General features: G+C 56.7%; 21 protein-coding genes and 1 pseudogene. 2 read left to right on the forward strand and 20 right to left on the reverse strand.

Annotation, left to right across the window (positions count from 1 at the left end; translation table 11 throughout):
- From hflD to ACTG2O_RS10710, 12 genes and pseudogenes are all read right to left on the reverse strand, one after another.
- Entirely contained in the window at positions 1 to 615 is a 615-nt protein-coding gene (hflD, locus tag ACTG2O_RS10655) for a high frequency lysogenization protein HflD (RefSeq protein ID WP_005334622.1), read from the reverse strand.
- Positions 616 to 638: 23 nt separating this feature from the next.
- Positions 639 to 1,745 (reverse strand): tRNA 2-thiouridine(34) synthase MnmA, encoded by a 1,107-nt coding sequence (mnmA, locus tag ACTG2O_RS10660; protein WP_005353619.1) that lies wholly within the window; start codon positions 1,743 to 1,745, stop codon positions 639 to 641.
- A gap of 157 nt (positions 1,746 to 1,902) precedes the next feature.
- Positions 1,903 to 2,394 carry an NUDIX hydrolase gene (locus ACTG2O_RS10665; RefSeq protein ID WP_236285261.1) on the reverse strand — a complete coding sequence of 164 codons (492 nt, stop codon included), beginning with the start codon at positions 2,392 to 2,394 and terminating at the stop codon, positions 1,903 to 1,905.
- A complete protein-coding gene (rluE, locus tag ACTG2O_RS10670; protein WP_236285259.1) occupies positions 2,394 to 3,317 on the reverse strand; it encodes a 23S rRNA pseudouridine(2457) synthase RluE in 924 nt (307 codons plus the stop codon). Before rluE ends, ACTG2O_RS10665 begins: the two co-directional genes overlap by 1 nt.
- A gap of 104 nt (positions 3,318 to 3,421) precedes the next feature.
- Positions 3,422 to 4,189 carry a PTS sugar transporter subunit IIA gene (locus tag ACTG2O_RS10675; protein WP_019446858.1) on the reverse strand — a complete coding sequence of 256 codons (768 nt, stop codon included), beginning with the start codon at positions 4,187 to 4,189 and terminating at the stop codon, positions 3,422 to 3,424.
- A complete protein-coding gene (locus tag ACTG2O_RS10680) occupies positions 4,189 to 4,494 on the reverse strand; it encodes a PTS fructose transporter subunit IIB (protein WP_005334611.1) in 306 nt (101 codons plus the stop codon). The genes ACTG2O_RS10675 and ACTG2O_RS10680 overlap by 1 nt, the downstream gene beginning before the upstream one ends.
- A gap of 218 nt (positions 4,495 to 4,712) precedes the next feature.
- Positions 4,713 to 6,119 carry a hexose-6-phosphate:phosphate antiporter gene (gene uhpT / locus ACTG2O_RS10685; protein WP_005334609.1) on the reverse strand — a complete coding sequence of 469 codons (1,407 nt, stop codon included), beginning with the start codon at positions 6,117 to 6,119 and terminating at the stop codon, positions 4,713 to 4,715.
- A gap of 578 nt (positions 6,120 to 6,697) precedes the next feature.
- Positions 6,698 to 8,607, reverse strand: a pseudogene (locus tag ACTG2O_RS10690) (PTS fructose transporter subunit IIABC).
- An 819-nt stretch (positions 8,608 to 9,426) separates the two neighbouring features.
- Positions 9,427 to 11,628 carry a DEAD/DEAH box helicase gene (locus ACTG2O_RS10695; RefSeq protein WP_439975717.1) on the reverse strand — a complete coding sequence of 734 codons (2,202 nt, stop codon included), beginning with the start codon at positions 11,626 to 11,628 and terminating at the stop codon, positions 9,427 to 9,429.
- A 1-nt stretch (position 11,629) separates the two neighbouring features.
- Positions 11,630 to 12,571, reverse strand: a complete 942-nt coding sequence (locus tag ACTG2O_RS10700) for a HamA C-terminal domain-containing protein (protein ID WP_421232632.1) — start codon at positions 12,569 to 12,571, stop codon at positions 11,630 to 11,632.
- A 460-nt stretch (positions 12,572 to 13,031) separates the two neighbouring features.
- Positions 13,032 to 13,295, reverse strand: coding sequence for a hypothetical protein (locus tag ACTG2O_RS10705; RefSeq protein ID WP_019446853.1), 264 nt, complete (start codon positions 13,293 to 13,295; stop codon positions 13,032 to 13,034).
- Between the two features lie 285 nt (positions 13,296 to 13,580).
- Positions 13,581 to 14,618, reverse strand: a complete 1,038-nt coding sequence (locus ACTG2O_RS10710) for a Mal regulon transcriptional regulator MalI (RefSeq protein ID WP_005344074.1) — start codon at positions 14,616 to 14,618, stop codon at positions 13,581 to 13,583.
- A 291-nt stretch (positions 14,619 to 14,909) separates the two neighbouring features.
- On the opposite strand from ACTG2O_RS10710, the gene malX reads away from it, so the two are divergent.
- Together malX and ACTG2O_RS10720 are read left to right on the forward strand one after the other, a co-directional pair.
- Positions 14,910 to 16,481, forward strand: a complete 1,572-nt coding sequence (malX, locus tag ACTG2O_RS10715) for a maltose/glucose-specific PTS transporter subunit IIBC (protein ID WP_005353570.1) — start codon at positions 14,910 to 14,912, stop codon at positions 16,479 to 16,481.
- 87 nt (positions 16,482 to 16,568) lie between these two features.
- Entirely contained in the window at positions 16,569 to 17,759 is a 1,191-nt protein-coding gene (locus tag ACTG2O_RS10720; protein WP_439975718.1) for a MalY/PatB family protein, read from the forward strand.
- Between the two features lie 92 nt (positions 17,760 to 17,851).
- Here ACTG2O_RS10720 and ACTG2O_RS10725 read toward each other — a convergent pair whose 3' ends face one another.
- From ACTG2O_RS10725 to ACTG2O_RS10760, 8 genes are all read right to left on the reverse strand, one after another.
- A complete protein-coding gene (locus ACTG2O_RS10725; RefSeq protein ID WP_236285253.1) occupies positions 17,852 to 18,274 on the reverse strand; it encodes a hypothetical protein in 423 nt (140 codons plus the stop codon).
- A complete protein-coding gene (locus tag ACTG2O_RS10730; RefSeq protein WP_019446795.1) occupies positions 18,274 to 19,224 on the reverse strand; it encodes a hypothetical protein in 951 nt (316 codons plus the stop codon). Before ACTG2O_RS10730 ends, ACTG2O_RS10725 begins: the two co-directional genes overlap by 1 nt.
- A gap of 137 nt (positions 19,225 to 19,361) precedes the next feature.
- Entirely contained in the window at positions 19,362 to 20,420 is a 1,059-nt protein-coding gene (gene ascU, locus ACTG2O_RS10735) for a SctU family type III secretion system export apparatus subunit AscU (protein WP_019446796.1), read from the reverse strand.
- Entirely contained in the window at positions 20,417 to 21,205 is a 789-nt protein-coding gene (gene ascT, locus ACTG2O_RS10740) for a SctT family type III secretion system export apparatus subunit AscT (RefSeq protein ID WP_019446797.1), read from the reverse strand. Before ascT ends, ascU begins: the two co-directional genes overlap by 4 nt.
- Complete coding sequence (gene ascS / locus ACTG2O_RS10745) at positions 21,202 to 21,468, reverse strand: SctS family type III secretion system export apparatus subunit AscS (RefSeq protein ID WP_005334586.1); 267 nt, start codon at positions 21,466 to 21,468, stop codon at positions 21,202 to 21,204. Before ascS ends, ascT begins: the two co-directional genes overlap by 4 nt.
- A 1-nt stretch (position 21,469) precedes the next feature.
- Positions 21,470 to 22,123: a SctR family type III secretion system export apparatus subunit AscR gene (gene ascR / locus ACTG2O_RS10750; RefSeq protein ID WP_005320745.1), complete on the reverse strand. Its 654-nt coding sequence runs from the start codon at positions 22,121 to 22,123 to the stop codon at positions 21,470 to 21,472.
- Positions 22,120 to 23,046 carry a type III secretion system cytoplasmic ring protein SctQ gene (gene sctQ / locus ACTG2O_RS10755; RefSeq protein ID WP_019446798.1) on the reverse strand — a complete coding sequence of 309 codons (927 nt, stop codon included), beginning with the start codon at positions 23,044 to 23,046 and terminating at the stop codon, positions 22,120 to 22,122. Before sctQ ends, ascR begins: the two co-directional genes overlap by 4 nt.
- Positions 23,043 to 24,077 carry a type III secretion system needle length determinant gene (locus tag ACTG2O_RS10760; protein WP_409013769.1) on the reverse strand — a complete coding sequence of 345 codons (1,035 nt, stop codon included), beginning with the start codon at positions 24,075 to 24,077 and terminating at the stop codon, positions 23,043 to 23,045. The genes sctQ and ACTG2O_RS10760 overlap by 4 nt, the downstream gene beginning before the upstream one ends.
- Positions 24,078 to 24,091: the final 14 nt, after the last annotated feature.

Consider the following 24,091-nt stretch of genomic DNA (forward strand, 5'->3'; position numbering starts at 1 on the left):
TTAGTAACGTTTGGCCAGCTCCACCATCTTCTTGCGAGCGAAGATGATCTGGGTGCGGCTGCCACCGAGCTGGCGCCACAGCACGCAGGCACGAATGCCCGCCAGCAGCAGGGCGCGCACCTTGTGCTGCACCAGCGGTTGCTGCAGGAACAGCGGGGTACCCGCCACCTGGATGCGCGGCCCGATGGGGCTGATAAGATCGCTGTAGATGCTCGCCATGTTGGCCAAAATCTGCTCGTCGAGCAGATCGAAGTGCTGTTGCTGGCGGCCAATCTGGCTGATCCGCTCACCCAGCATATTGAGAATGTCCTTGCGCTTGGCCAGCTTGCGCTCCAGTGCAATCAGGCTTACCACGTAGCGGGTCAGCTCGGCATTCTTCTGGCTGCCGTCGGCACCCAGCTGCTCGACCAGCGCACGGTAGCCGTCGCGAATGGCCAGATGGGTGTTGTTGAACACCTCGAGCGGCTGGCTCGGGTTGGTCACCAGAATGCTGGAGAGGCTCTCGCGCAGGGCCGCCTCGTCACAACTGCCGTCTCGGGCCACCTTCTGCACCAGATACGCGGCCTGGCAGATGCCGGCAAAGGCCATTGTTCTGTCTTGGAATTTATCGCTCACGTCTGCTGCCTTCTGTTAAGGATTCAAACCGGATGGCTGAAACGTTGTTCGATGATGCCGCCGCCCAGACACACTTCCCCGTCGTAGAAGACGGCGGATTGGCCCGGGGTCACCGCAGCCTGTTTCTCGTCGAAGATGACCCGGATGGTCTCGTCGTCGATGGGCTGGATCAGGCAGGGGATATCCTGCTGGCGGTAGCGGGTCTTGACGGTGCAGCGACGCGGCTCGCGAATGGGGGTGCGATCCACCCAGTGCAACTGGCTGGCAATCAGGCCATCGGAGTAGAGGCGGGGATGTTCGCCCTGCGCCACCACCAGCACGTTGCGCTCGACCTCTTTGTCGACCACATACCAGGCCTCTTCGGTGGCATCTTTGCGACCACCGATGCCGAGCCCCTTGCGCTGGCCCAGAGTGTGATACATCAGACCCTGATGCTCACCGATCACCTTGCCATCCACGGTCTCGATTTTACCGGGCTGGGCGGGCAGGAACTTGGCTAGGAAGTCCTTGAACTTGCGCTCGCCGATAAAGCAGATACCGGTGGAGTCTTTCTTTTTGGCGGTGATGAGATCCAGCTGCTCGGCGATGCGGCGCACCTCGGGCTTCTCCAGATCGCCAACCGGGAACAGGCTCTGACCCACTTGCTTTTCGCTCAGGGTATAGAGGAAGTAGCTCTGATCCTTGTTGGTATCGAGACCGCGCAGCAGGCGCGGGCGGCCGGTGCTGTCGTCACGGCGCACATAGTGGCCGGTGGCGATGTAGGTGGCACCCAGCTCTTCGGCGGCAAATTCGAGGAACGCCTTGAACTTGATCTCCTTGTTGCAAAGGATATCGGGGTTTGGCGTGCGGCCAGCCTTGTACTCTTCGAGGAAGTGCTCGAACACATTGTCCCAGTACTCGGCCGCGAAGTTGATGGTGTGGAGTTTCATCCCCAGCTTGTCGCAGACGGCCTTGGCATCAGCCAAATCCTGGGCGGCAGAGCAGTACTCGTCCGTGTCGTCTTCTTCCCAGTTCTTCATGAACAAGCCTTCGACCTGATAGCCCTGCTGCTGGAGCAGGTAGGCCGAGACGGAAGAATCCACGCCGCCGGACATGCCGACGATCACCTTGATTTGGCTGTTGTCTGTCATTAGTCGAAGTTACCAGTTCGTTTAAACGGGGCGTATTCTACCAGAGTTTTGCGCCCCCGGTCACATATCGATGCCGCAGTTCCCATCAGGAGCCTGATAGCAGGAAATCGTTTTTCTGTTGTTGGCCTTTGTCACCGAAAAAGAGTGTCAAATGGCCTTAGATAAAGGCCTTGAGTGCCGACAGTGGCAGCCGTGTCCCCGCCAGATAATCCTGAATGCACTGCCACACCAAGGGGCTTCTCAGAGCCGGTTTGCATTCCGCAATTTCTTCCAGCGTAAGCCAGTGGCAAGCCAGCACATCGCCGTCAGGATCCTCTGGATGGTGCTGACCCGGCGCTTTTTCAAGGTCGAAGATGATGGCGGTGCGCACATAGGTGGCCTCGCTGTCGGCCGGTTTATAGAGATAGGTACCAAGCCAGGCGGTCGGAGTGGCGGTCAGACCCGTCTCTTCTTTCAGCTCACGACAGGCTGCTTCAAGCAGGTTTTCCCCCAGCTCCACATGGCCGGCGGGTTGGTTGAAACGGCGCTGGCCTTTTATCTCCTCTTCCACCACCAGAAAGCGCCCCTGCCACTGGACCAGGGCGGCGACCGTCAGGCGCGCCTCCATGCGGGCGTGGCTGGTGGTCGATTGCTCTGCCTGATTGCTCATCATGACTCCTTGTCGCTGCTATCGGGATTGCCCGCTCGGGCGGGTCTGCGTGCCGTTCCTCGCCCGCTGCTGCGGGGTTTGCCGCCGGTCGGGTTCGTGGCTGCGCGCTCGGTTGGGTGAGTGCTGCGGGGACGCTCGTCCCGTCTCGGCTGGCTGGCCCGCCGTGGCGCATCCCCTGCCGGTTTGGCCGGTTTGGCGGTATGAGCGCCTGAACGGGATGAGGAGGGACGCGGGCGGCCGGTGGAGAGCGGTGCCAACTCGGGAGCGGGCAGGCAGCGGCTCTCGCCGGGAGCCAGACCATCTAGCGTCCAGTCACCGATGGCGTAGCGAATAAGGCGCAAGGTGGGGTGGCCGATATGGGCGGTCATCCGCCGCACCTGCCGGTTGCGCCCCTCGATGATCTTGATCTCCAGCCAGCTGGTGGGGATCTCCTTGCGATCGCGGATCGGCGGATTGCGCGGCCACACCGCAGGTTCATCCATGATGCGCGCCCCGGCGGGCAGGGTCATGCCGTCGTTGAGCTCCACACCGGCGCGCAGGGCGGCCAGTTTCTCTTCGCTCGGGATCCCTTCCACCTGCACCCAGTAGGTCTTGGGGGTCTTCTCCCCCGGCTGGGTGAGGCGCGCCTGCAGCTTGCCATCGTTGGTGAGCAGCAACAGCCCCTCGCTGTCGCGATCGAGCCGCCCTGCGGCGTAGATGCCGTGCTCTTTGATGTAATCCTTGAGAGTCTCGCGGCCCGCCTCGTCGGTGAACTGGCAGAGCACCATGTAGGGCTTGTTCAGCAGGAGCAATTTGCGATCCTCTGGGGCCAGCTCCGGTTTGCGGGGGGATGCATGGCGGGGTGCGGCGGGTTTGGCCGCCGTGCGCGGGGCGTTATCGCGCGGCGCGCGGCTGACAGAGAGACGGGAGCGGGGAGATTTCATCGGATACACACTTCAGACAGACGATGGCAGCGAGTGTACCACAGGGTGCTGAGGGCAGGATGAATGGCTGGCGTTACAGCAAGCAGCGCCCAGAGCCAATTCGCCTAGCTCAGCAGGCTCTCGATGACGATAGCCTGACGGGCGGGGGCCGAGCCCGCCAACAGCAGGGCGTGGCTGACCACATCATCGATCATCGCCTGCGCCAGTCGGGTGAGGGGGCGCAGGGTCTCCCGTCCGCTACCGACCGGCACCGCCAGCAGAATAATGGTCTGCACCGGCCCGATTTGAGAGCCCCACTCGATGGGCTTCTTGCAATTGAGCAGGGTCAGCGCTGGCTGGCTGATCCCTTCGCTCAATACATGAGGCATGGCAAGGCCGGGGCGGATGATGGTGGCCGAGACCTGCTCGCGCCGACTGATCGCCTCCTCCAGCGCGGCTCTGTTGCTGACCAGCTCGGCGGGCAGCAGATCGATCAGATGCTCGAGGGCCTCGGCTTTGGTCAGCGGTTCGGGGCTGTGGGCCAGCTGGCGCAGGGCAAAATGGTAGTCGGGCAGGGCGTTGGCCAGTCGCAACTCCGCCAGTGCGGCGGTGCGCGAGCGCACCAGCGGTTGACCCAGCTCCCCGCACCAGCAGGTGAAGGCCATGTGGGCGAGCTCGGCATCGCACCCTTCAATCTGCAACTGGCAGAGATCGCCGGGCTGGGTGGCGAGGGTCAACAGGGAGAGCTGGTTGCTGGCGGCAACGGTTTGACGCCGGGTAAGGTTGGCGCAGCGGATGGTGGATTTGAACATCCCCGCCAGCCGGCTCAACTGCTTGGCCTGGGTGATGCTCAACCCCTGCTGGCAGTAGAAGGTGATTTCGCGGGTCAGCATCAGGCCGGGATCGGCAGGGCCTTGAGTACGGCGTTGGCATCCAGCAGCACGGTTTCCAGTCTCACCTGATGGATGGTGCAGCCGAGGAAGCGCTCTTTCTGCTCAATCTCGATATCGGAGGCAATCAACACCAGGTCGGCGCTGGCAATATCGCGGGCGGTCAGCATGTTCTCCATGCCCATGGCGCCCTGAGTCTCGACCTTGATCTTGAGTCCCAGCCCAGTGGCGGCTTTTTGCAGGGCATCGGCAGCCATATAGGTATGGGCAATACCGGTCGGGCAAGCGGTGACGGCGACGATCTTCATCTGCTCTCTGTGATGCTGACAAGGGGGAGCAACAAGATAGCGCCAGCGGGGGGCTTTTACCAAAAGTCCATATGAAAAGTGGGATCTTGATGGGGATATGCCCGTCCCTTGAACGGCAGTGCAGGCTGATATGGGCCAGTCGGGTGTCTGGTTGCTTCAAACAACAAGGGCCACCCCTGTGGGTGGCCCTGAACAATCTGCGTCTGTTGTTATGGCTATCAGGCGGTCTGGGCGGCCAGTTCGGCGGCTTTCAGTTCGCGCTTGATGCGGCGGATCTTGCGCTCCTCGGCGACCGCGACACAACCCATCAGCACCAGACAGGCGGCGGCTGCGATATCCAGCGCCGCGAAGGTGCCGGTCCAACCGGTCAGACCGAAGATGGGGGTGCCATCGGCGATCATGCCCAGACCCAGTTTGGCGAAGCTGTCACCAATCAGGTAGGCAAAGGTGCCCTTGACGCCATCGGCCACGCTGATGCCCTGCTTGGGGACGAAGCCCACGGCGGCGACGCCGATCAGCAGTTGCGGACCAAACACCAGGAAGCCCAAAGTGAACAGGGAGCCCAGGAACATGAACTGGGTGGTGGCATGCTGGTAGAGACCCAGAGTCGCGATGATCAGCGCCAGCGCCACGCAGGCAACCAGACCACGACGGCCATTGGCCAGATCGGAGAGGTAACCCCACATCAGGGTGCCGACCAGTGCGCCCACTTCGAAGAAGGTAAAGCCCTGAATAGCCACGTCTTTGGAGAAGCCCAGCTCCTGGTGGGCATAGACGGTAGACCACTGGTCGATACCGATACGCACCACGTAGAGGAAGATGTTGGCAAAGCAGAGCAGCCAGATCACCTTGTTGAGCAGCACGTACTTCACGAAGATCTGCCACTTGGTCAGCTTCTGCTCTTCGGTAGCGATATCCTCTTCGCTAGCCACTTCGTCAAACAGCTCTTCCACCTTGCCAAGGCCGTAGGCTTCCGGCGAATCGCTACCAAAGCGCAGGCCGATAAAGCCGACGATCAGCGCGATGATGGAGGGGAAGATAAACATGCCGAGCACGTTGCCATCAAACAGGTAGTTGGCACCGAACAGCGCCACACCGGCCGCACCGGCACCGCCCACGTTGTGGGAGAGGTTCCACATGCCCAGATAGGTGCCGCGCTTGTTGCGAGGGGTCCACTTGGTGATGGTGGAGTAGCTGCACGAACCGCCACAGCTCTGGAAGAAACCGCTCAGGGCGTAGAAGAAGATCATGAAGTAGAGGCTGAAACCGGTGCCGCCCATGCTGGCACTGAAGCCCAGCATGCACAGAGCGGAGAGGATCAGCATCAGCGGCAGGAACTGCTTGGTGTTCTTGCCATCGGCGTAGTAGGAGACGATGGTCTTGCCCACCCCGTAGGTGATGGAGAAGCCAAGGCCGATCATGCCAAGCTCGGTCATGGAGAGACCGTACTCCTGGATCATGTCATTTTGCGCAATGTTGAAGTTCTTGCGGATCAGATACATGGTCAAATAGCCAATAAATACAACCAGATAGGATTGCATAAACGGCTTGAACCAGAGCTTGCGCCGGGCTTCGACCGGCAGGTCCAGGGTGGGGACCCGGACCTGTTGGAGCAATTTCAACATCTTCGTTCATCCTCTGCGAGATAGACGGTATTTCCGCCGCGCCCCTCATTTGTAGATAGGTTGTTCGAGGTCACGCCACGGAAGGGGGAACGGAACGTCGGGGCTGTCAGCCGTTGCTGCGCTCGACGCTCCATCCATATAAACCCGGGCCCGGCACGGGATGACGGGGCGCATTGCCCGTCGCGGTGCGGGTCACGACATCAGGTGGGGTGACTCTAATAAGAGGGGCAAAAAATGGCTTGAGAGCCATCCCTAGTGGGGCTAGGAAATTTTCCTAGTTTTTGCGCTTTCGCGGACAAAGCGTGAGAAACATCACACCGCTGACGCCGGATTGCTGCCATTTCAGCCAGTTTGGCGCTCTGTGTGAGTGCTGGGCTGGTGGGATGGATAGGCCAGAAGGGAGCAAGGGAAAGGCAAGGAGAGAGGTGAAGGGAGAGATGAGGGAAGAGTGCTTATCGACCACTATTTCCGGGGGGCGATATTGGGAAATACGGCCCGCCAGCTATCCACAAAAAACAAGAGGCCACCCCGTGGGGTGGCCTCTTTTATGCTCTATGAGCCGCGATGGCGAGAGGGACTCAGGCCGCCTTGGCCAGGGTCACCTCGTCACTCTTTTTTACCCGCAGCTTTTTCAGGGCAACCGCGACCACGCCGGTGACGATGGCACCGCAGATCATGCAGAGCAGGGCCAGCAGCGGCTTGTTGACGGCACCCAGCAGGGCCACGATGGGGCCACCGTGGGCAACGCTGTTGGTGATTCCGAACAGGAAGGCCATCACAGCGGCGGTCATGCTGCCCAGCACGTTGGCCGGAATCACGGCCAGCGGGTCACGGGCGGCGAACGGAATCGCCCCTTCGGAGATACCCACCAGACCCATGGCGCCAGCGGCTTTGCCCGCTTCGATCTCGGACTCGTCGAAGATGCCTAGCTTGCGACCGAGTACGGTAGCCAGCGACATGCCAAGGGGGCAGCCGGGATGGCGCAGGCCATGGCACCCATAAACTGGGTCTGACCGGAGGCGATCATGCCGACGGAGAAGAGGAAGGCCACCTTGTTGACCGGGCCACCCATATCAAAACCAGCCATACCACCCAGCACGATACCCAGCAGCACCAGACTGCCACCGCTCATGGAGAGCAGCATGGCGTTGAGGCCAGTCATCATGTCGGCAATCGGGGCGCCGATGATGAAGATGAATACCGCAGCGATAAAGAGCGACCCGACGATGGGGGCGATCAGGATCGGCACCAGCGGTTGCACCATCTTGTGGTACTGACGAGTGGCAATCCAGCGCACCAGATAACCGACCAACAGGCCCGCGATGATGGCACCGATAAAGCCGGTACCGGCGTCAGCGCCGTAGAAGCTGCCGTTGTTGGCGATCCAGCCGCCGATAAAGCCCGGCGCCAGTGCCGGACGATCACCGATGGCGTAGGCGATATAGCCCGCCAGAATGGGGATCATCAGGGTGAAGGCGGCCACGCCGACGTTGAGGATCTGGTTCCACATGCTCCCTTCCGGGATCTGCATGCCGCTCGGGGTCGGGTTGCCGCCGATGGCCAGTGACAGGGCGATCAGCAGACCACCGGTCACCACGAACGGGATCATGTGCGATACGCCGTTCATCAGGTAGCGGTAGAGATCCGAGCTGCCGCCGCTGGCGCGCTTCTCGTCACCCTTCTTCTCATCCTTGTCTGCCACATAGGCGGGGGCTTTCAGGGCCTGCTCAATCAGACCCTTGCCATCCTTGATGGGGGCTTTCACGCCGGTCTTGATGAGGGGTTTGCCAGCGAAGCGGGCCATGTCCACCTGCTTGTCACAGGCCACCACGATGGCGGCGGCGCGGGCGATCTCGTCCGCAGTCGGGCTGTTCTTGACGCCGATGGAGCCGTTGGTCTCCACCTTCACCTCATAACCCAGCTCCTTGGCGGCGCGCTCCAGCGACTCGGCCGCCAGATAGGTGTGGGCGATACCGGCCGGGCAGCCGGTGACACCGATGATCAGCCCCTTGTTGGCCGCAGGTGCGGCAGCCGCTTCCTCTTTCTTGGCCAGCAGCAGTGCCAGCGCATCGGCCGGGGTTTTGGCTGCCAGCAGGGCATCGATAAAGCCCTCTTCGATCAGCTTGGCGGAGAGCTCGGCCAGCACCTCGATATGGTGGTTGGCGCCACCGGCCGGGGAGGCAATCATGAAGAACAGTTTGGACGGCTTGCCATCTTCGGCGCCGTAGTCGATGCCGTTGCGGCTGATGCCTATGGCGACGGCCGGGGTGCTGACCGCCGCACTCTTGGCGTGGGGCAGGGCAACACCCTCTTCAAAGCCGGTGTTGTCCAGCTCTTCACGGGCCCACAGATCCTTGACGAACTGCTGCTCGTCGCTGACCTTGCCTTGCGCGACCAGCAGGCGGGCCATCTCGGTGAAGACCTCTTCCTTACGCGTCGCTTTCAAATCGAGGTTGATCAGATGTTCATTGATCAAGGTGGTTATCATGGCGCTCTCCCCGCTCCGTTGCCGGAGCCTGTTGGCATGCCGCCCTTGCAGGCCGGCATGCAGACAAAATTGACCCGACTATTATCGCGCCGGGGCAGAGGTCACCCTATCGGACAAATGTGCGAATAACTGGATTTTTGTGCGCTATCACCTTGAGTGTGACCCTGATCGCAAAGCTGAACAGCTGCCGAATTGGGGGCGGATTGAATCGCTCGTATTTTTATTGATGATTAAAATCAATTGGTTGTGTTTGTTCGTGGTTCAGCGCTTTGGCCGTGCGGTGAGTTTTTACTCAGCGAATGGGGGCGCTCTGTCTGTAAATTTGTGAGGTGATAAACGGCTGCGGGATGTGAGCCAACGCACAGAAATGCCCCCGCTGGCGGGAAGAGAGAGGGCGCAGGGGAGGCGTGAGCAGAACAAGCTGGAGAAATGGGTTGCGCCATCGGTGCCAGACAGCTCACCACAACGGGAGAATGAAACCGCAGGTATTGGCCCCGTAGGGTGCAATGAACGAAGTGAATTGCACCGCCTGTTTGGGCAGGCTGGGTGGTGGCAAGAGAGGGGATGGACGAAAAGATAGAGGTGATAATGCGAACGTCCGAATACGCTTCGCTATTCGAACCTACGGGCTCTTTTCTGGAACAGATATCTGGGGACTAGAAAGTAGAGGTGCAATGAGCTGTGCTTATTGCACCCTACCCATTTTCAGAGCGTCCAGCCACCGATCCTACTAGTGGTAGCTAGGGGAATGCAGATAAATATGCGTGTATGGTGTTTGTAAATACCTCAGAATATACGATTGCGATTATGTATTATTGGTCATGACTTATTTCTTTCGTTATAGTTTGATATTAATTTTTCTCGTTCGTAATTTAAGAATTCAGGCTTGTCATATATTTTTTTATGAAATATTTCTTTCAGTACCAAGTCTTGGTTTATATCCTTGCTTATATATTTCTCAATCTTTTCAATTGCGGATCTTGGAATTCCATATTCAGCAAGAATTGTAAGGTTCTCACGTATGAAGTCGCTTTCAATAGATGTAGCATAAAAGGTGTAATTACCCGCTTTTATGCCAAGCTCACTACACACAAACTTTTGAAGCTCATTTACGACAAGTAACCATTTTGGAATTTTGTATTGAAACCAATGCCTAAGTATTTGAAAACTATCCTTTATTGATTCATCTAGAATTTCATCATCAGTTACATTTTCCTTTGATTCAAGGCCACGTTTATATTGAAAACTGCTTTTAACTAACTCGAGTATGCTTTTATTAAACCCATAGTCGAAAGTTACTTTGACTATTTTTTTCTTAGTCATAGGTTTTACATTCTCACCTGGTTTTATCAAGTAATCCCATGCTAGTTCGAGACAATACTCAAGTTGCTTATATGTCGGGGTCGCATCCCAGCATATTAGATGATATTTTTCTAGAATATCAGCACGCAACTTAGATATTAATGAAACTTGACCTTTTACATATAATGAATTTCGTGAAAATAGCTCGCGCTCTTTTGGTGGAAGACTAGATATATATGAATATTGTTCACTTGTCTTATCAAGTATATCCTCATTTTCTATATTTATCAGAATTTCATCAGATATAGGATTTTGTTCAAAAAAAGGGATGTCAATATATGTTTTGTTATGCTTCGGAGGTGGGTTGAAATTATATATGTTACCAACGTAATGAACCATTAGTCGTCCTGCCCTTCCTTTGATGTTTGAGTAATCGAAATAATCAATGGGAGTGCCACTTCCTTTTGTTGGGTCAAAAAAGATAACATTCTTCGCTGTTGTATTTACACCTTCAATAATTGTTGCAGTGCAAAAAAGAAAATTAAGTTCGCCATTGTTAAAGTAGTCTATTACAGAGGATGTAATATGCTTCTGTAAAGCACCATCATGAACCCCAATACCATATTTTAAGCAATTAATTAATGACCACTGTGTTGATATGTATTTCTCTATCCATTCAATAATGGACAACTCTTTGTTTTTTATGCGTTCTTTTTTGTTGGTTAGGTATTTTAAAAATTGAACTGATAAGTATCTGGCTCTAGTCGGGGATGAGCAGTAAATAATTGTGCTTTCATTTTTAAGATTGAAAAGTAGGTCGAACAGCACATGTTCTTTATGAGTTTTCTTATTTCCTCTTACACCAAAAAGGCCATCGTGTTCTTTATATATATTTATTTCTTCACAGCTTACTAAGTTGTACTTTGTTTGATAAAAAATAGCATTGTATTTATCCGCAAAGCCATCTGATATTCCATCTATGTTCGGACCAAGTAGATAAAATTGTGGATTGAACCGGACGAGTATATTTCTAAAAGCATTATTTAATGAGTCAGCTCTCTCATCATCTCTCTTTGAGCTTAATTTATAGAACTCATCTAAAACAATAAAGTCAATCTTTGGGATGTTATTATATTCATTAACTCGCTCAGATGTTAAAAGGAATAAGTTGCCTTTTTCATTAGTAGCTTCCTGAGATGTTCTTACAATTATTTTATAATGTTCTTCATACTTTGACAGTTTTTTTCTTGTTTCATCTAGAAGCGCTAATGTAGGTTGTATGACAACAATATTTTTATACTTTAATGAGGCGACCACTTCTTCTATTAACAAGCTTTTGCCAAAGCTGGTTGGTGCGCTAACAATAACATTTTTACCGGACTCTAATAACTTTAAAATATGTTTCTGCTCATCATGGAAGATTTTGTTTACTATATTTGAAGAAATGTTTGTTGCTCGCCTTATCTTCGCACTTGTTGAAAATAGATTAAGATCTTCTTTTTCAAGATATGGATAGAATCCAACCGATTCGATTAAATCAGCCAGCATATTGTCTAAGGATGAAGACAGTTTACTTTTTGAGTTAAGTATCTTTATTAATGTATCAATGCCAGAAGTTTCATTTTGGATCAGTTGTGATGCACATTCACGATAAATATTAAATGTTTCTGAAAAATCAAATGATTGCTTCTGGTTGAGTTTATATACGATATCACTCATGTTAATCTCCAATAGCTTGTAATAACGATAGCTTGTTATGTAGTTTTTTGACTAAAGTTAATTTACATTGCACCGGGAATAATATTATTATTATTTTTAGCTTTGATTTTAAAGGATGATTGTTCTTACTTTCAAAGTATGCATTTAAGCTGCGTATTTTCTTTTCATATTCATCAATAAAACTAATGTCAGTTTCATCATTATACTTTGTAAACAAATCACAACTATATGTACACAATAATGGGATGTAAATTTCATTTAACTTATCTTTTAGTTTGGAAGATGATGACAATAACATTTTCCAGTGTTCAGACTCAGGTATGTTATCAAAGTGCTTTATTTTCTTTGCAATTAAACTAAATTCAGCATCTAGATAGTCAACCTTGAAATGCTCTTCAATATCATTTATTAATTCATTTAAACCCCGTTTAGGGTCGAGATAGAGCTTTGATTCACCTAACCACAGAGTCTTGCTCTCTGGTTCAATATGAACGCAATCAAAACCATGAACAGTATGACCTAAAGAGTCTTTGAAATAAATTTTGGATAGTAGTGGTATGGTATTAAATTGGTCTCTTAAAATTAAATGAAGAATTAACTCACCAAATTCACCTCTTCTTAAATATTTGTCATTAATATCATCATCTATACTACCATTATTATTATATATATCCCTGACCCGTTGAAATTCGTCTATTTTATAGATTGCATTCGCTGCTTCAACTATTTTATCAACAGTTTCTGTGTTATGGGTTACTGTACCTTCGTGAAAGCCAAAAGAAAATTCATGAATAACATTTATTATTTTGTTGATAAGTAAGCGCCATCTATATTGAGATGTGCCATCACTATCTAGGTCGAATCCGACTAAGAAACTTCGTAGTTTCTCTTCTGATATTATGGATTCAATAACGTTCCGTGAGCCAAAAGGACTATTATCCATGTGGTGAAATCCTTTGCTAGTATTAAATTACATTAATTAATGGTGGCTTAATATTTAATATTGTTTCCAGCCGTTCTTAATAACTCTAATAGATATCCTTGCTATTAAGGACGTCAATTTTTTGCTAAAGAAGATTAATAATTTTCCCTTGCACGATTCTACTACCTACTTATTAAGCCGAATAAATAAACCAATCTCCACGCTACCGCCCGTGGATTACAGCCTCCAGCCTGCTGCTGTTATCCGGCGATGTGATGGATGGCGAAACGGCTGCACAGGGTTATCTCTGCAAGAGTGGTTGCCAAGTGGGGCATATTAATCGAGAGAGAGGCAGGGTAAAACCGCAGTCGGGCAGAAACCTGCCAGAGATCAATAAATTAGTTATTAAGCGGCTACTATCTGATCGCTTGGTAAAGTGACCGCAGGTAGAACTTAATCCCTTGTCGGAGACTACTGCCACTCAATACTCCAGAAACTTCTCCCCGCAGCGTTCGCAGATCAGATGTTTTACATGGGTGGTCTGGTAGGCCAGTGTTTCACCAAACGCCCAGTTGGTGATGCTGCTGGAAGTAAAGGCTTGCCAGAAGGCTTTGCGCGGATCCTTGGGCATGATGTCCTGGCTGTGATCGCGGGCGACCAGCACCACGATATGGCGGGTAAGCTCCCTGCATTTGTCACAGCGATGGATTTCACTTGGCGGGTTCTGGTCGTGCGGGTTGCTCATAAATGGGCTCGTGAAGAGAGTGGACGCCCATCATATTCCTCTCCACTTGGCTCTCAATCTCTCCTTGCCGGCGCAGTGAGCAACCTCACATTTTGCGCTGCTGTAGGCTTGCCCAGCCAGTTCAGGCTGATGCCCGCTTCTGCGGTTTGCTGGTGAGCGGTGATGATATGGCGGGTGGGGCGAGCTCGGGCGCCCAGCCAGCTCAGGCCGATGCCCGCTTCTGCGGTTTGCTGGTGAGCGGTGATGATATGGCGGGTGGGGTGAGCTCGGGCTTGTCCAGCCAGCTCAGGCCGACTCCCGCTTTTGCAGATTGGGGGTGATGATATGGCGGTTGGGGGCGAGCTCGGGTTGCTGCATCCGGGTCAGCAGGCGTCTCGCCGCCTGACGGCCGATTTCGCGGGCCGGTGAGCTGACAAAGGTGAGGGCGGGGGAGGTGAGTTCGGCCTCCGCCACATCGTCAAAACCGAGCAGGGCCACCTGCTGGCCGATGTAGTTATCCTTGCCCACGGTGCGGCCGCTCGCCTCGACGCCATAGATGGCGCCGAGCGCCACCTCGGGGTAGTGGCAGAGCACGGCGGTCACCTTGGGGTGCTGGTGCAGCAGCTGGGCGATGGTGTCGGCGGCGCTGCGCTGGGTGCGTTCGCACTCCAGTACCCACTCCGGTTTGAAGGGGAGGCCATATTGCAGCAGGCTGGCGCAGTAGCCGCCGATCCGCTCGGCGCGGGTGAGGGAGTCGGCCCGCCCGCCGACGTAGGCGATATGGCGGTGGCCCTGCTCGATAAGGTAGGTGGTTGCCTGCTTGGCGGCGTGGGTGTTGTCGGGGCCGATAAAGTCGACGTCATCCCGATAGTAGGAGCGGGCGGCGCACACCACCGGCAGTTCGGAGTCGAGCAGGGTCTCCAGGGTTTTGGCCGCCGCGCCGCGCACCGGATTGAAGATGATGCCCGCCACCCCCTGCCGCGACAGGGAGTGGATGCTTTGCTGCAGCCGCTCCGGGCTGTGGCCGCACTGGGTCAGAAACAGCAGATAGCCCTGCTGCTCAAGCACCTCGCTCACCCCGGCGGTCACCTCGGTATAGAAGGGGTCGGTGATGTCGCGCAGGATCAGCCCCACCAGATTGGACTGCTGGCTGCGCAGGTTGGCGGCGGCGCTGTTGGGCACATAGTCGAGCTCTTTTATCGCCTGCTGCACCCGCTCGGCGGTGGCCGGGGAGATGCGCCCCTTGCCGTTGAGCACCATGGAGACGGTGGTGACCGACACTCCCGCCCGCTGGGCGACATCGGTGATCTTGGTGGCTTTGGCAGAGAGGGATTTGGGTGACATAGGGGGAATGGACGACGGACAGTTGAGAGCGAGGCCCCAGCATACCTGCTCAGATGCTCAAGTGAAACGTTACATCACCATTGAGCCGATCCGGTTCACAAATTTGGAACCTGCTGCCAGCCAGCCCCCTTTTTCTGTGATCCTGTCGGCACTTGTAGCTTGATAAAACGTTTTATCATCCAGCAAAACCTGATGCTGACCCGCGCCTTTTGCTTCGAGATTGCTTTGAGATTGCCTCGAGCGGGGGAGGGCAGCCGCAGATATTGCTGTCTATTCACAAGGAGCCGTTTCATGGCCAAGCCTCAAGCCAAATCCACTATCTGGGAGTTCCTGCAGAGCCTCGGCAAGACCTTTATGTTGCCGGTCGCCCTGCTGGCCTTCTCGGGCATCCTGCTCGGTGTCGGCAGCTCGCTCACCAGCGATGCGGTCAAGCAGAGCATGCCCTTCCTCGACAATACCGTGCTGCAACTGCTGTTCCTTTGGATGACCAAGGTGGGGCTGGTGGCCTTTATCTATCTGCCGGTGATGTTTGCGGTGGCCATTCCGCTCGGACTGGCGCGAGAAGAGAAGGGGGTCGCGGCCTTTGCCGGTTTCGTCGGCTATGCGGCGCTCAACCTCTCCATCAACTTCTACCTGACCGTGGCCAACGTCATCGGTGACGCGGCGGCGGAGAAGGCCTACGGAGTGAAATCGATCCTCGGTATCAGCTCCATCGACACCGGGATTCTGGGGGCAATCATCGTCGGGGTGATCGTCGCGAAGCTCCACGCCCGTTTCTACACCTACAAGATGCCCGATGCGCTCGCCTTCTTCGGCGGTGCCCGCTTCGTGCCTATCATCACCGCGCTGGTGCTGGGTGTGGTCGGTCTGGTCGTGCCGTTCGTCTGGCCCTGGTTTGCTGCCGGCATCAACGGCATCGGGGCGCTCATCTCCCACGCCGGTCCCTTCGGCCCCTTCCTGTTCGGTACCGGTGAGCGCCTGCTGTTGCCACTCGGTCTGCACCACATTCTGGTGGCGCTGATCCGCTTTACCGAAGCGGGCGGCACCCAGCTGGTATGCGGTCACGAGGTGAGCGGTGCCCTCAATATCTTCTACGCCGAACTCTCTTGCGCCGACACTTCCGGCTTCTCGGTCTCTGCCACCTCCTTCCTCTCTCAGGGCAAGATGCCTGCCTTCCTCGGCGGTCTGCCGGGCGCGGCGCTCGCCATGTATCACTGCGCTCGCCCGGAAAATCGCGGCAAGATCAAGGCGCTGCTGGTATCTGGCGTGGTGGCCTGCGTCATCGGTGGTATCACAGAGCCGCTGGAGTTCCTGTTCCTGTTCGTTGCGCCGGTACTCTACGTCATCCACGCCATCCTGACGGGTCTGGGCTTTATGACCATGGGGCTGCTCGGCGTCACCATCGGCAACACCGACGGCAACCTCATCGATTTTCTGGTGTTCGGCGTGCTGCAGGGCACCGCCACCAAGTGGTATCTGGTGCCGGTCGCGGCGGCCATCTGGTTTGCCATCTACTACAGCGTGTTCCGCTTCGCCATCGTGCGCTTTAACCTGAAAACCCCCGGCCGTGAAATCGAGACCAGCGAGACTGCTCAGCCCGCAGGCAAGAAGGCCGGCAACAGCGGTTACAACGGTGAAATCATCCTCAACGCCCTGGGCGGCGCCGATAACATTCTGGCGCTCGATAACTGCATCACCCGCCTGCGGATGTCGGTGCAGGACATGAGCCGGGTCGATGACAAGGTATTGAAAGCAAACGGCGCCATCGGGGTGATCAAGCTCGACGAGCACAACCTGCAGGTGGTGATCGGCCCGCAGGTGCATCTGGTGAAAAACCAGCTGCAGAGCCTGATGGGGGCCTGAACCGGCCAATAAGAACCGAACGGGGGGCGCAAGCCCCCCTTGTTTGCCTCTCCCAATATGTCTCCTGTTTATGGAGGGAGAAACTTCATGCACGATATTTATGACTTCGACCATGTGGTCGACCGCCACGGCACCTACTGCACCCAGTGGGACTATGTAGCCGACCGTTTTGGCCATGCCGATCTGCTCCCCTTTACCATCTCCGACATGGATTTCGAAACTGCCCCCTGCATTCACCAGACCCTGGCAACCCGCCTTGAGCACGGGGTATTTGGCTACAGCCGCTGGAATCACGACGACTTCAAGGGGGCGGTGAGCAACTGGTTTGCCAGACGTTACGGGGCGAGCCTCGAACCCGAGACCCTGGTCTACGGCCCCTCGGTCATCTATGTGATTGCCCAGCTGGTGAGCCTCTGGTCGGCGCCGGGGGAGGGGGTGCTGGTGCATACCCCCGCCTACGATGCCTTCGGCAATATGCTGGCAGCCAACGACAGGGTGCTGCTGCCCTGCCCGCTTAAAAAAGAGGAGGGGAGTTACCAGATCGACTGGGCCTGCTTCGAGCAGCAAGCCGCTCGCCCCGATTGTCGGATTATGCTGCTCTGCAGCCCCCACAACCCCACCGGCCGGGTCTGGACGCGGGATGAACTCGGCCGGATGGCCGCCATCTGCCAGCACCACGGGGTCAAGGTCATCTCGGACGACATCCATATGGATGTGAGCTTTGCCCGCTACCTGCCGTGGAGCGAGGTAGCGCCGGACGATCACTGGGCGCTGGTGAGCTCGGGCTCCAAATCCTTCAATATTCCTGCCCTTGGCGGCGCCTACGCCTTTATCGCCAACGCAGCGGCGCGGGCCGCCTATCTACAGCGGCTCAAGGCGGCCCATGGCCTCTCATCGCCCCCCATCCTCGGGGTGCTGGCCCATATCAGCGCCTATCGGGACGGCTCTGCCTGGCTCGATGCGCTCAAATCCTATTTGCACGGCAACCTCACCCATGTGGCGGCGCGGCTCAACGCCGCTTTCCCCGCCATTGACTATCGGGTGCCCGAGGGAACCTATCTCGCCTGGATTGATTTGAACGGCCTTGGCATCGACTCCACCGAACGGATGGATGCACTGCAAACCTTGCTGGTGGAGAAATACCGGGTCGCCATCATGCGCGGCGACACCTATGGCCCCGAAAGCACAGGCTATATCCGCCTCAACGTCGGCTGCCCGCGCTCGAAGGTTGACCAGGGACTCGACGCCCTGATCGGTGCGCTGGGAGAGGTGGTGTAGAGCAAATCCACTCAACATGAGAAACATAACGGGGCCATCAGTGATGGCCCCGTGTTGGTTGCGCTATTTTCCCTTATGAGCAGACGCCGATATCAGGCACGAATGGTCGTCGGGATAGCGTTGTTCGGGCGTGACATGGCTGGTTCGAGCGCGGGCTCACTGAGCTCGGTAGCTGCTAGCGCTGTGCCTTGGGTCAGGGCTTCAGCCTGATGCAGCATGCGGCTGACAAGCTCAATCAGAAGTTCCACATCCAGCTTGTCCAGCCACTCGCGACACCAGAGCAGGGAGCTCTGCTCGCTGTCCCTACTGAGTTGCAGCACAGGCCAGTCGGCCATGGCGGCGAGGGAGGGGGTCTGGATATCCCCCAGCGGGATAAACAGGGTCACCAGTTGATCCCGCTCGCGAATATGGAGGCTGAAGGGGCCCGCCTGCAGATCCAGCCCCTCTTCGTGCAGGCACTCCTGCGGCAGGGATAGCTGGCGAACGAGGGTTGATAGCATGGCATGGAACATCATTAATCCTCCCGATGGGTGTTATCAAAGACCGACTCTGTGGGCGGCCACAGGTTGGCGATAGGGGGGCGGGCAGGGGTACCGACCAGTGGCGCCCCTATGGTGGCGGCCCAGGGGTCGACCACTTTGGCGTGTGGCCCCCAGCTTTCCGGCTTGGTGAGTTCACTCCCCTCGACGCGACCAATCACCACAAAGCAGTGGGTCTGGGCGTGACCCTGTGCGCCACGATGGGCCAGCACTTCGATCCGCTGGTCACTGTTGTGGCGCAGCAGTTCGGCCGCCGCTGAATAGGCCAGGGTCGAGCAGCAACCGGCCTTGGCGTCATCCACCGCTTTGGCGATGTTTTCCATGGTGCGCAACGAGAGTGGCTGCTTGTTTCTGGTGATCTGGATGGCGGCCATATTGGCGCTGTTGTTGGCGCGCTGGTTGGCTGCCAGGCGCTGGGGATCCTGCCCGAAGGCGTTGAGTTTGCCGATGATCTTCTGATAGCTCGGGTTGTTGGGCTGGACAAAGGTCTGGGCGTCGGTACAGGCGTAGCTGCCCAGTTTTTCCAGTCCGGGCATGCTCTTTTGCAGCAGGGCCTGGGTGCCACCCGCCATCACTTTCGGTTCATGTCGCGGGGCGGCTCTGGTGATGGCCCCCTGTTCGGCCAGCGCCTGTTTCAGTTCGGTCAGACGAGCGCCGCGTGCGGCCACCTCTTTGGGGTGGTGCTGCTCCCAGTGCTGGATTGCATCCTGCACCCGCTGCGCTTTGCCGCTATCGGGGGCGCTTTGCAACTGGCGCAGGGCGCTGATGACCTGCTTGAGATCGCTGCTCTGGAAGTGGCCGATGCCGCGCTTGACGGATTGCTCGAACAGCTTGTTACCCTTGGCCAGCAGCGGGCTGGCCTCTGTCTGTTGGGGTGATGCTGGGCGGTTGAGGTGAATGTGTCCACCGATTGCAGGTAAGGCCATGATGTGATTCCCGACAGGGTTGACGATAAGGGGATGATACCGAGCCGTGACGGCGCGCTATATCAGGGAGCGGTCGGGGATTTGTCAGTTTTCCGCGTGTTGCGCAGTTTGTTCGGCGATGTGGGCAGCTTGCTGCCCTACCACTGTGGCCCTTCGCTCTGGCGCCACTGCTCCAGCCAGCGCAGAACCTCGGCAGTCGCCTCGATCTGGTCGGCGGGAATGTAGTTGTTGAGTTGGGCATCCCGATAGAGGGCACGGGCCAGTGGAATGCGTTGCAGCACCGGGATCCCCTCCTCTTCGGCAATCTTGCGCACCTGTAGCGCCTGGGCATCGGTGAATTTGAGGGTCACCACCGGCAGCGGGGTTTCTCCCCGCTCGTAGCGGATACCGATGGCGATATGGGTCGGGTTGGCGACGATGACCGAGGAGCGCTTGACGTCGGCGCGCATGTTGCTCGACTGCAACTCCTGATGGAACTGGCGGCGCTTGCTCTTGATCTCCGGGCTCCCCTCCATCTCCTTGTACTCCCGCTTCACCTCGTCCTTGCTCATCTTGAGCTGCTTGATGTGCTGGTAGTGTTCGAAGGCGTAGTCAGCGATGGCTATCACCACAAAGCCCATGGCGCAGACCGCCATCAGCTGGCCCAGCATGCCCCCCAGCACCGGAGTGATGCAGCTCATGCCGCAGCCGGGTAACTGGAGCATCGCCTGCAGATTGCCCTTTATGGTGACCCACACCAAGAGGCTCAGGAGACTCACCTTGAGCAGGGATTTGACGAACTCCATCAGGCTCTTGATGGAGAAGATCTTTTTGGCCCCCTCCACCGGATTGATCTTTTTGATATCGGGCTTGATGGACTCGCCGCTCAGCAGAAAACCGTACTGGGCGAAATGGGAGGCGAGTACCACCAGCACCGCGACCGCGAGGAGCGGAATGCAGAGATAGGCCATCTCCTGCATCAGGTTCTCCACCACATGGTTGAGCGCCTGGGTAAAGGGGAGGTGGATGTGGGACTCCGGGATCATCATCAGCTTGCCCAGATGTTCGAGGTAGTAGTCGGACATCGCCATCAGCATGCCTACCAGACTGAGGATGATGGCGGTGGAGACCACCTCCTTGCTCTTGACCACCTGCCCCTTCTGGCGGGCATCCCGCAACTTTTTTGGGGTGGGTTGTTCGGTCTTCTCGCCGCTCATCGCGCCTCCAGAATGGGGATCAGCAGTTGCAGCGGATCCATCACCGCCAGCACCTGTTGATAGGCGTGGTCCATCATCAGCTTGATGTAGATGACCAGCAACAGGCTGGCGACGGCGCTTTTTATCGGCATCGCCAGCACGAAGACGTTAAGTGAAGGGGCGAAGCGGCTGATCAGCGCCAGCCCGAATTCGGCCAGAAACATGGCGATCAAGAGCGGCGCCGCCAGCAAAGCGCAGAGCAGCAACATATGGCTGAACTGGCTGTAGAAAAAGTTGACCCACTGCTCGTCAATGGTGGGGAAAAAGTGCGCCACCGGCCAGCTGATGTAGCTCTGGAACAGGGCGGCCAGTAGGGCGAGAAAGGCGCCGCTGGCAAAAAAGAGGGTAATCAGGGTCTGGGTCAGCAGCAGGCCGGTGGGACTGGTCTGGCTGCCGAGACTCGGGTTGAACAGGGAACCCATGGCGGCACCGCGCTGGTTGTCGATCAGAAAACCGCTCGCCTCGATGGCCCAGAAGGGGATGGCGGCGACAAAGCCGATCAGCAGGCCGAGCAGCACCTCTTTGGCGATCAGCATGGCCAGCGCCATGCCGTCGATCTGATCCGGCAAGGTGTCGGCGACTGTGGGGTAGGCGTAGAGTGCCAGCGAGCAGACCACTCCGTTGCGGATCATCGCCCCTCCCAGCATCTGTTTGCTCAGCACCGGCAGCATCACGAAGCAGCTGATAAAACGCGGCAGCAGCAGGGTATAGGCCAGCATCTGGGCCTGCAGGCTCTCAAGCGTCATTGGATCTGCGGTACCTTGAACAGCACCATATCGGCAAAGCTGTAGAGCTCGTTCCCCAGCCAGGCGGTGGTGGCAAACAGGGTGATCACCACGGCGATCAGCTTGGCGACAAAGCCCAGGGTCTGCTCCTGGATCTGGGTCAACGCCTGCAGCAAAGAGACAAGGGTGCCCACCAGCGCCGCCACCAGCACAGGTGGCATCGAGAGGATCAGCACCAGCCAGAGCGCCTGGCTGGTGAAGTGAAGGATATCGGCGTGACTCATGCTAGCCTCCGTAACTGATGACCAGCCCGTGGGTCAGGCGGGCCCAGCCATCGAGCAGCACAAACAGCAGTAGCTTGAAGGGCAGCGAGATGGTCATGGGGGAGACCATCATCATCCCCATCGCCAGCAAGATGTTGGAGATGATGAGATCGATGGCGATAAAGGGCAGGTAGATCAGAAAGCCTATCTCGAAGGCGCGGCTCAGCTCGCTCACGGTAAAGGCGGGCAGCAGGATCAGCAGGCTGTCGGGCTCCAGCCGGTCGGCATACTTGCTGGGCCAGAGCTGCTTGGTGCTATCGATAAAGAAGGCGTGCTCCCGCGGTTTGATCTGCTTTTTCAAAAAGTCGCGGTAGGGGGCAATCCCCTCATCGAGGAACTTTTCCACAGATTCGGATTTGGCCAGCGACACCTCGTTCTGGCGCAGGTAATCCTGGGTGGCAAAGCCGACCGGCGCCATCACATAAATGCTGAGAATGATCGCCAGCCCGTACATCGCCATGTTGGGGGGGATCTGCTGCACCCCGAGGGCGTTGCGCAGCAGCGAGAAGACCACCGCCAGCTTGACGAAGGAGGTGGCCATCACGGCGATAAAGGGGAGCAGGGCCAGCAGTGCCAGCCCGACGATAAGGTTTAGCTCGTCTGGCAACTGGATCATGACTGTGACTCGTTGTCGAGGCGTTCGACCCTTACCCCCAGGCGACCCTGGATCTCCACCAGTCGGCCCACTCCCAGCGAATGGCCGTTGCTGATGATGCGCACTTCGCCATCGAGGGGGGTGCCAAGATCGATCAGGGCGCCCGGTTGCAGGCTGGTGAGAGTGTGCCAGTCCAGCGTCTGGCGGCCCACTTCAAAGCTCACCTGGATCGGCAGTTGCTCCAGCTCGGTCGGGCCGAAGGGGTCAGCGGGTTTAGCGTTGTGCATGGCAGTCAATTCCAGATGTTGTTGATGGGGTTGGCAGTAGGCAAAGGGGCGACCCTCCACACAGATCAGCAGTTGCTGGCCGAGCTGCGGATGGGGCGGCGGCAGCAGCACATCGCCGATGGCGAGAGTGGCGAGCTCATCCATGGTCAGCCCAATCTCGCCCCACTGCAGGGAGAGGGTGAGGGGCAACGGCAGCCGCTGCTGCTGTGGTCGTGGTGGCAACTTGCTCAGCAAGGGCTCGGGCTGCGGCAGCCAGAGAGCGAGACTGGTCCCCTCCCGTTGCAACAGCAGTTGCAGGGCGGGCTCATCGGTCTGAACATTACTTTCCGGTCGGGTCAGCGCCGAGCAGCTGAGTCCACCGAGGGGTTGTCCCAGCCGTTCGATCAGTGCCAGTTGCAGCGGCTCGGGCAGGCTGAACAGCGCCGCCTGTTGTAGATCCGGCGCGAGCCAGTGCGCCAGCTCTGCGCCGTGGCACAACAGCGGCAAAGAGAGCCCCTGCCACTGCAGTTGCAGCCGGGTATCGAGTGTCGCAGGCGGCAAACCGATGGCGAGGAGAAGCTCGCCGCCACTCCAGTTAAAGTGCTGGCGGTATTGGCTCAGGGTCTGCTGTAAAGTCAACTCCGCCAGCGAGGCGGAGGTGAGGGCAATCGGTGTCATGCGTCGGCATCCCACTCTTCGTAGATGGATCGTTTATGGCGCGAGCCCTGCTCACTGTCGGGCTGGCCGAAGAGATCGAGGGCGACCCGCTCGCCGGGATAGAGCCGTTGCAGGCGGTCGACCAGATCGCTGCGCCCCTGATTGAGCAGCAGCTCACCTTGCGCCGTGGCGAGGATCTCGATCTGCAACTCGCCATGGTGGTGAGCGATGCGAATGGAGAGATCGCCCAGCTGTGGCAACGTCAGGCGCAGCAGTGGCGGGCGCTCCGGGCGGCCCAGTTCCTGATAGATATCCACTGCCAGCCGCTCCAGCAGTTGACCCAGTTCCCGATTGTTTTCGGCTGGAGCCAGCCGGGCGAGTTGCAGATCCCCGGGGGTTTTCACCTGTGGGGAGAGCGGTTGACCGCTGGCTTCGGGTATCTCGTCGCTCAGAGTGAGCGCATTGATGTCAGTGTCAGCGGCGAGCTGCTCTGCGAGCTCACGGGCATCGACTAAGGATGCTTCGTTCAGTTGCTGGGCGGCTTTTTCGATCACTAGCGCCCTGTCCAATCCAGAGGTGTCACCTGCTATCAACGTGTTATCCGCTCCCCTATCGGAATATGTCTGGGGCTCTTCCTGTGCCGATGACGATGTGGACAGCGAGCTCTTTTGTCCTGGCAGTGACCATGTTTCTGGGGACTGGTATGCGCTGCTTTCCAGCTCTTTATCCTGCGAGTGTTGATCTGCTTGGCGCTCTGTTTCCTTCTGGTCACGGGCGGCCACTTCAGAGAGGGAAATGCCGAGTTGCTCCTCTTTGACGAGCGGCTCTGACTGCCGTTTTTTTGACCTTGCGTGAGCGGCGGCAAGCTCCTGCTGTTGGGCCTTATCGGCTATCTCTTTTTTCTGTTGCTGCGCCTGCAATAGCTGTTGATGCAACGGAACCCTGCTTTGGTGCAGGTTATTTTCCCGGTGTTGGTGAGCTGTCTTTTGTTCCTGCTCAAGCCTCATCGCCTGCTCGAAACGCTGTTGTTGCGATCGATTGGCTTCAGCCATCTGGGTATCACCCC

Source organism: Aeromonas sp. 61P, assembly GCF_051919545.1.
Lineage (GTDB): Bacteria > Pseudomonadota > Gammaproteobacteria > Enterobacterales > Aeromonadaceae > Aeromonas > Aeromonas veronii.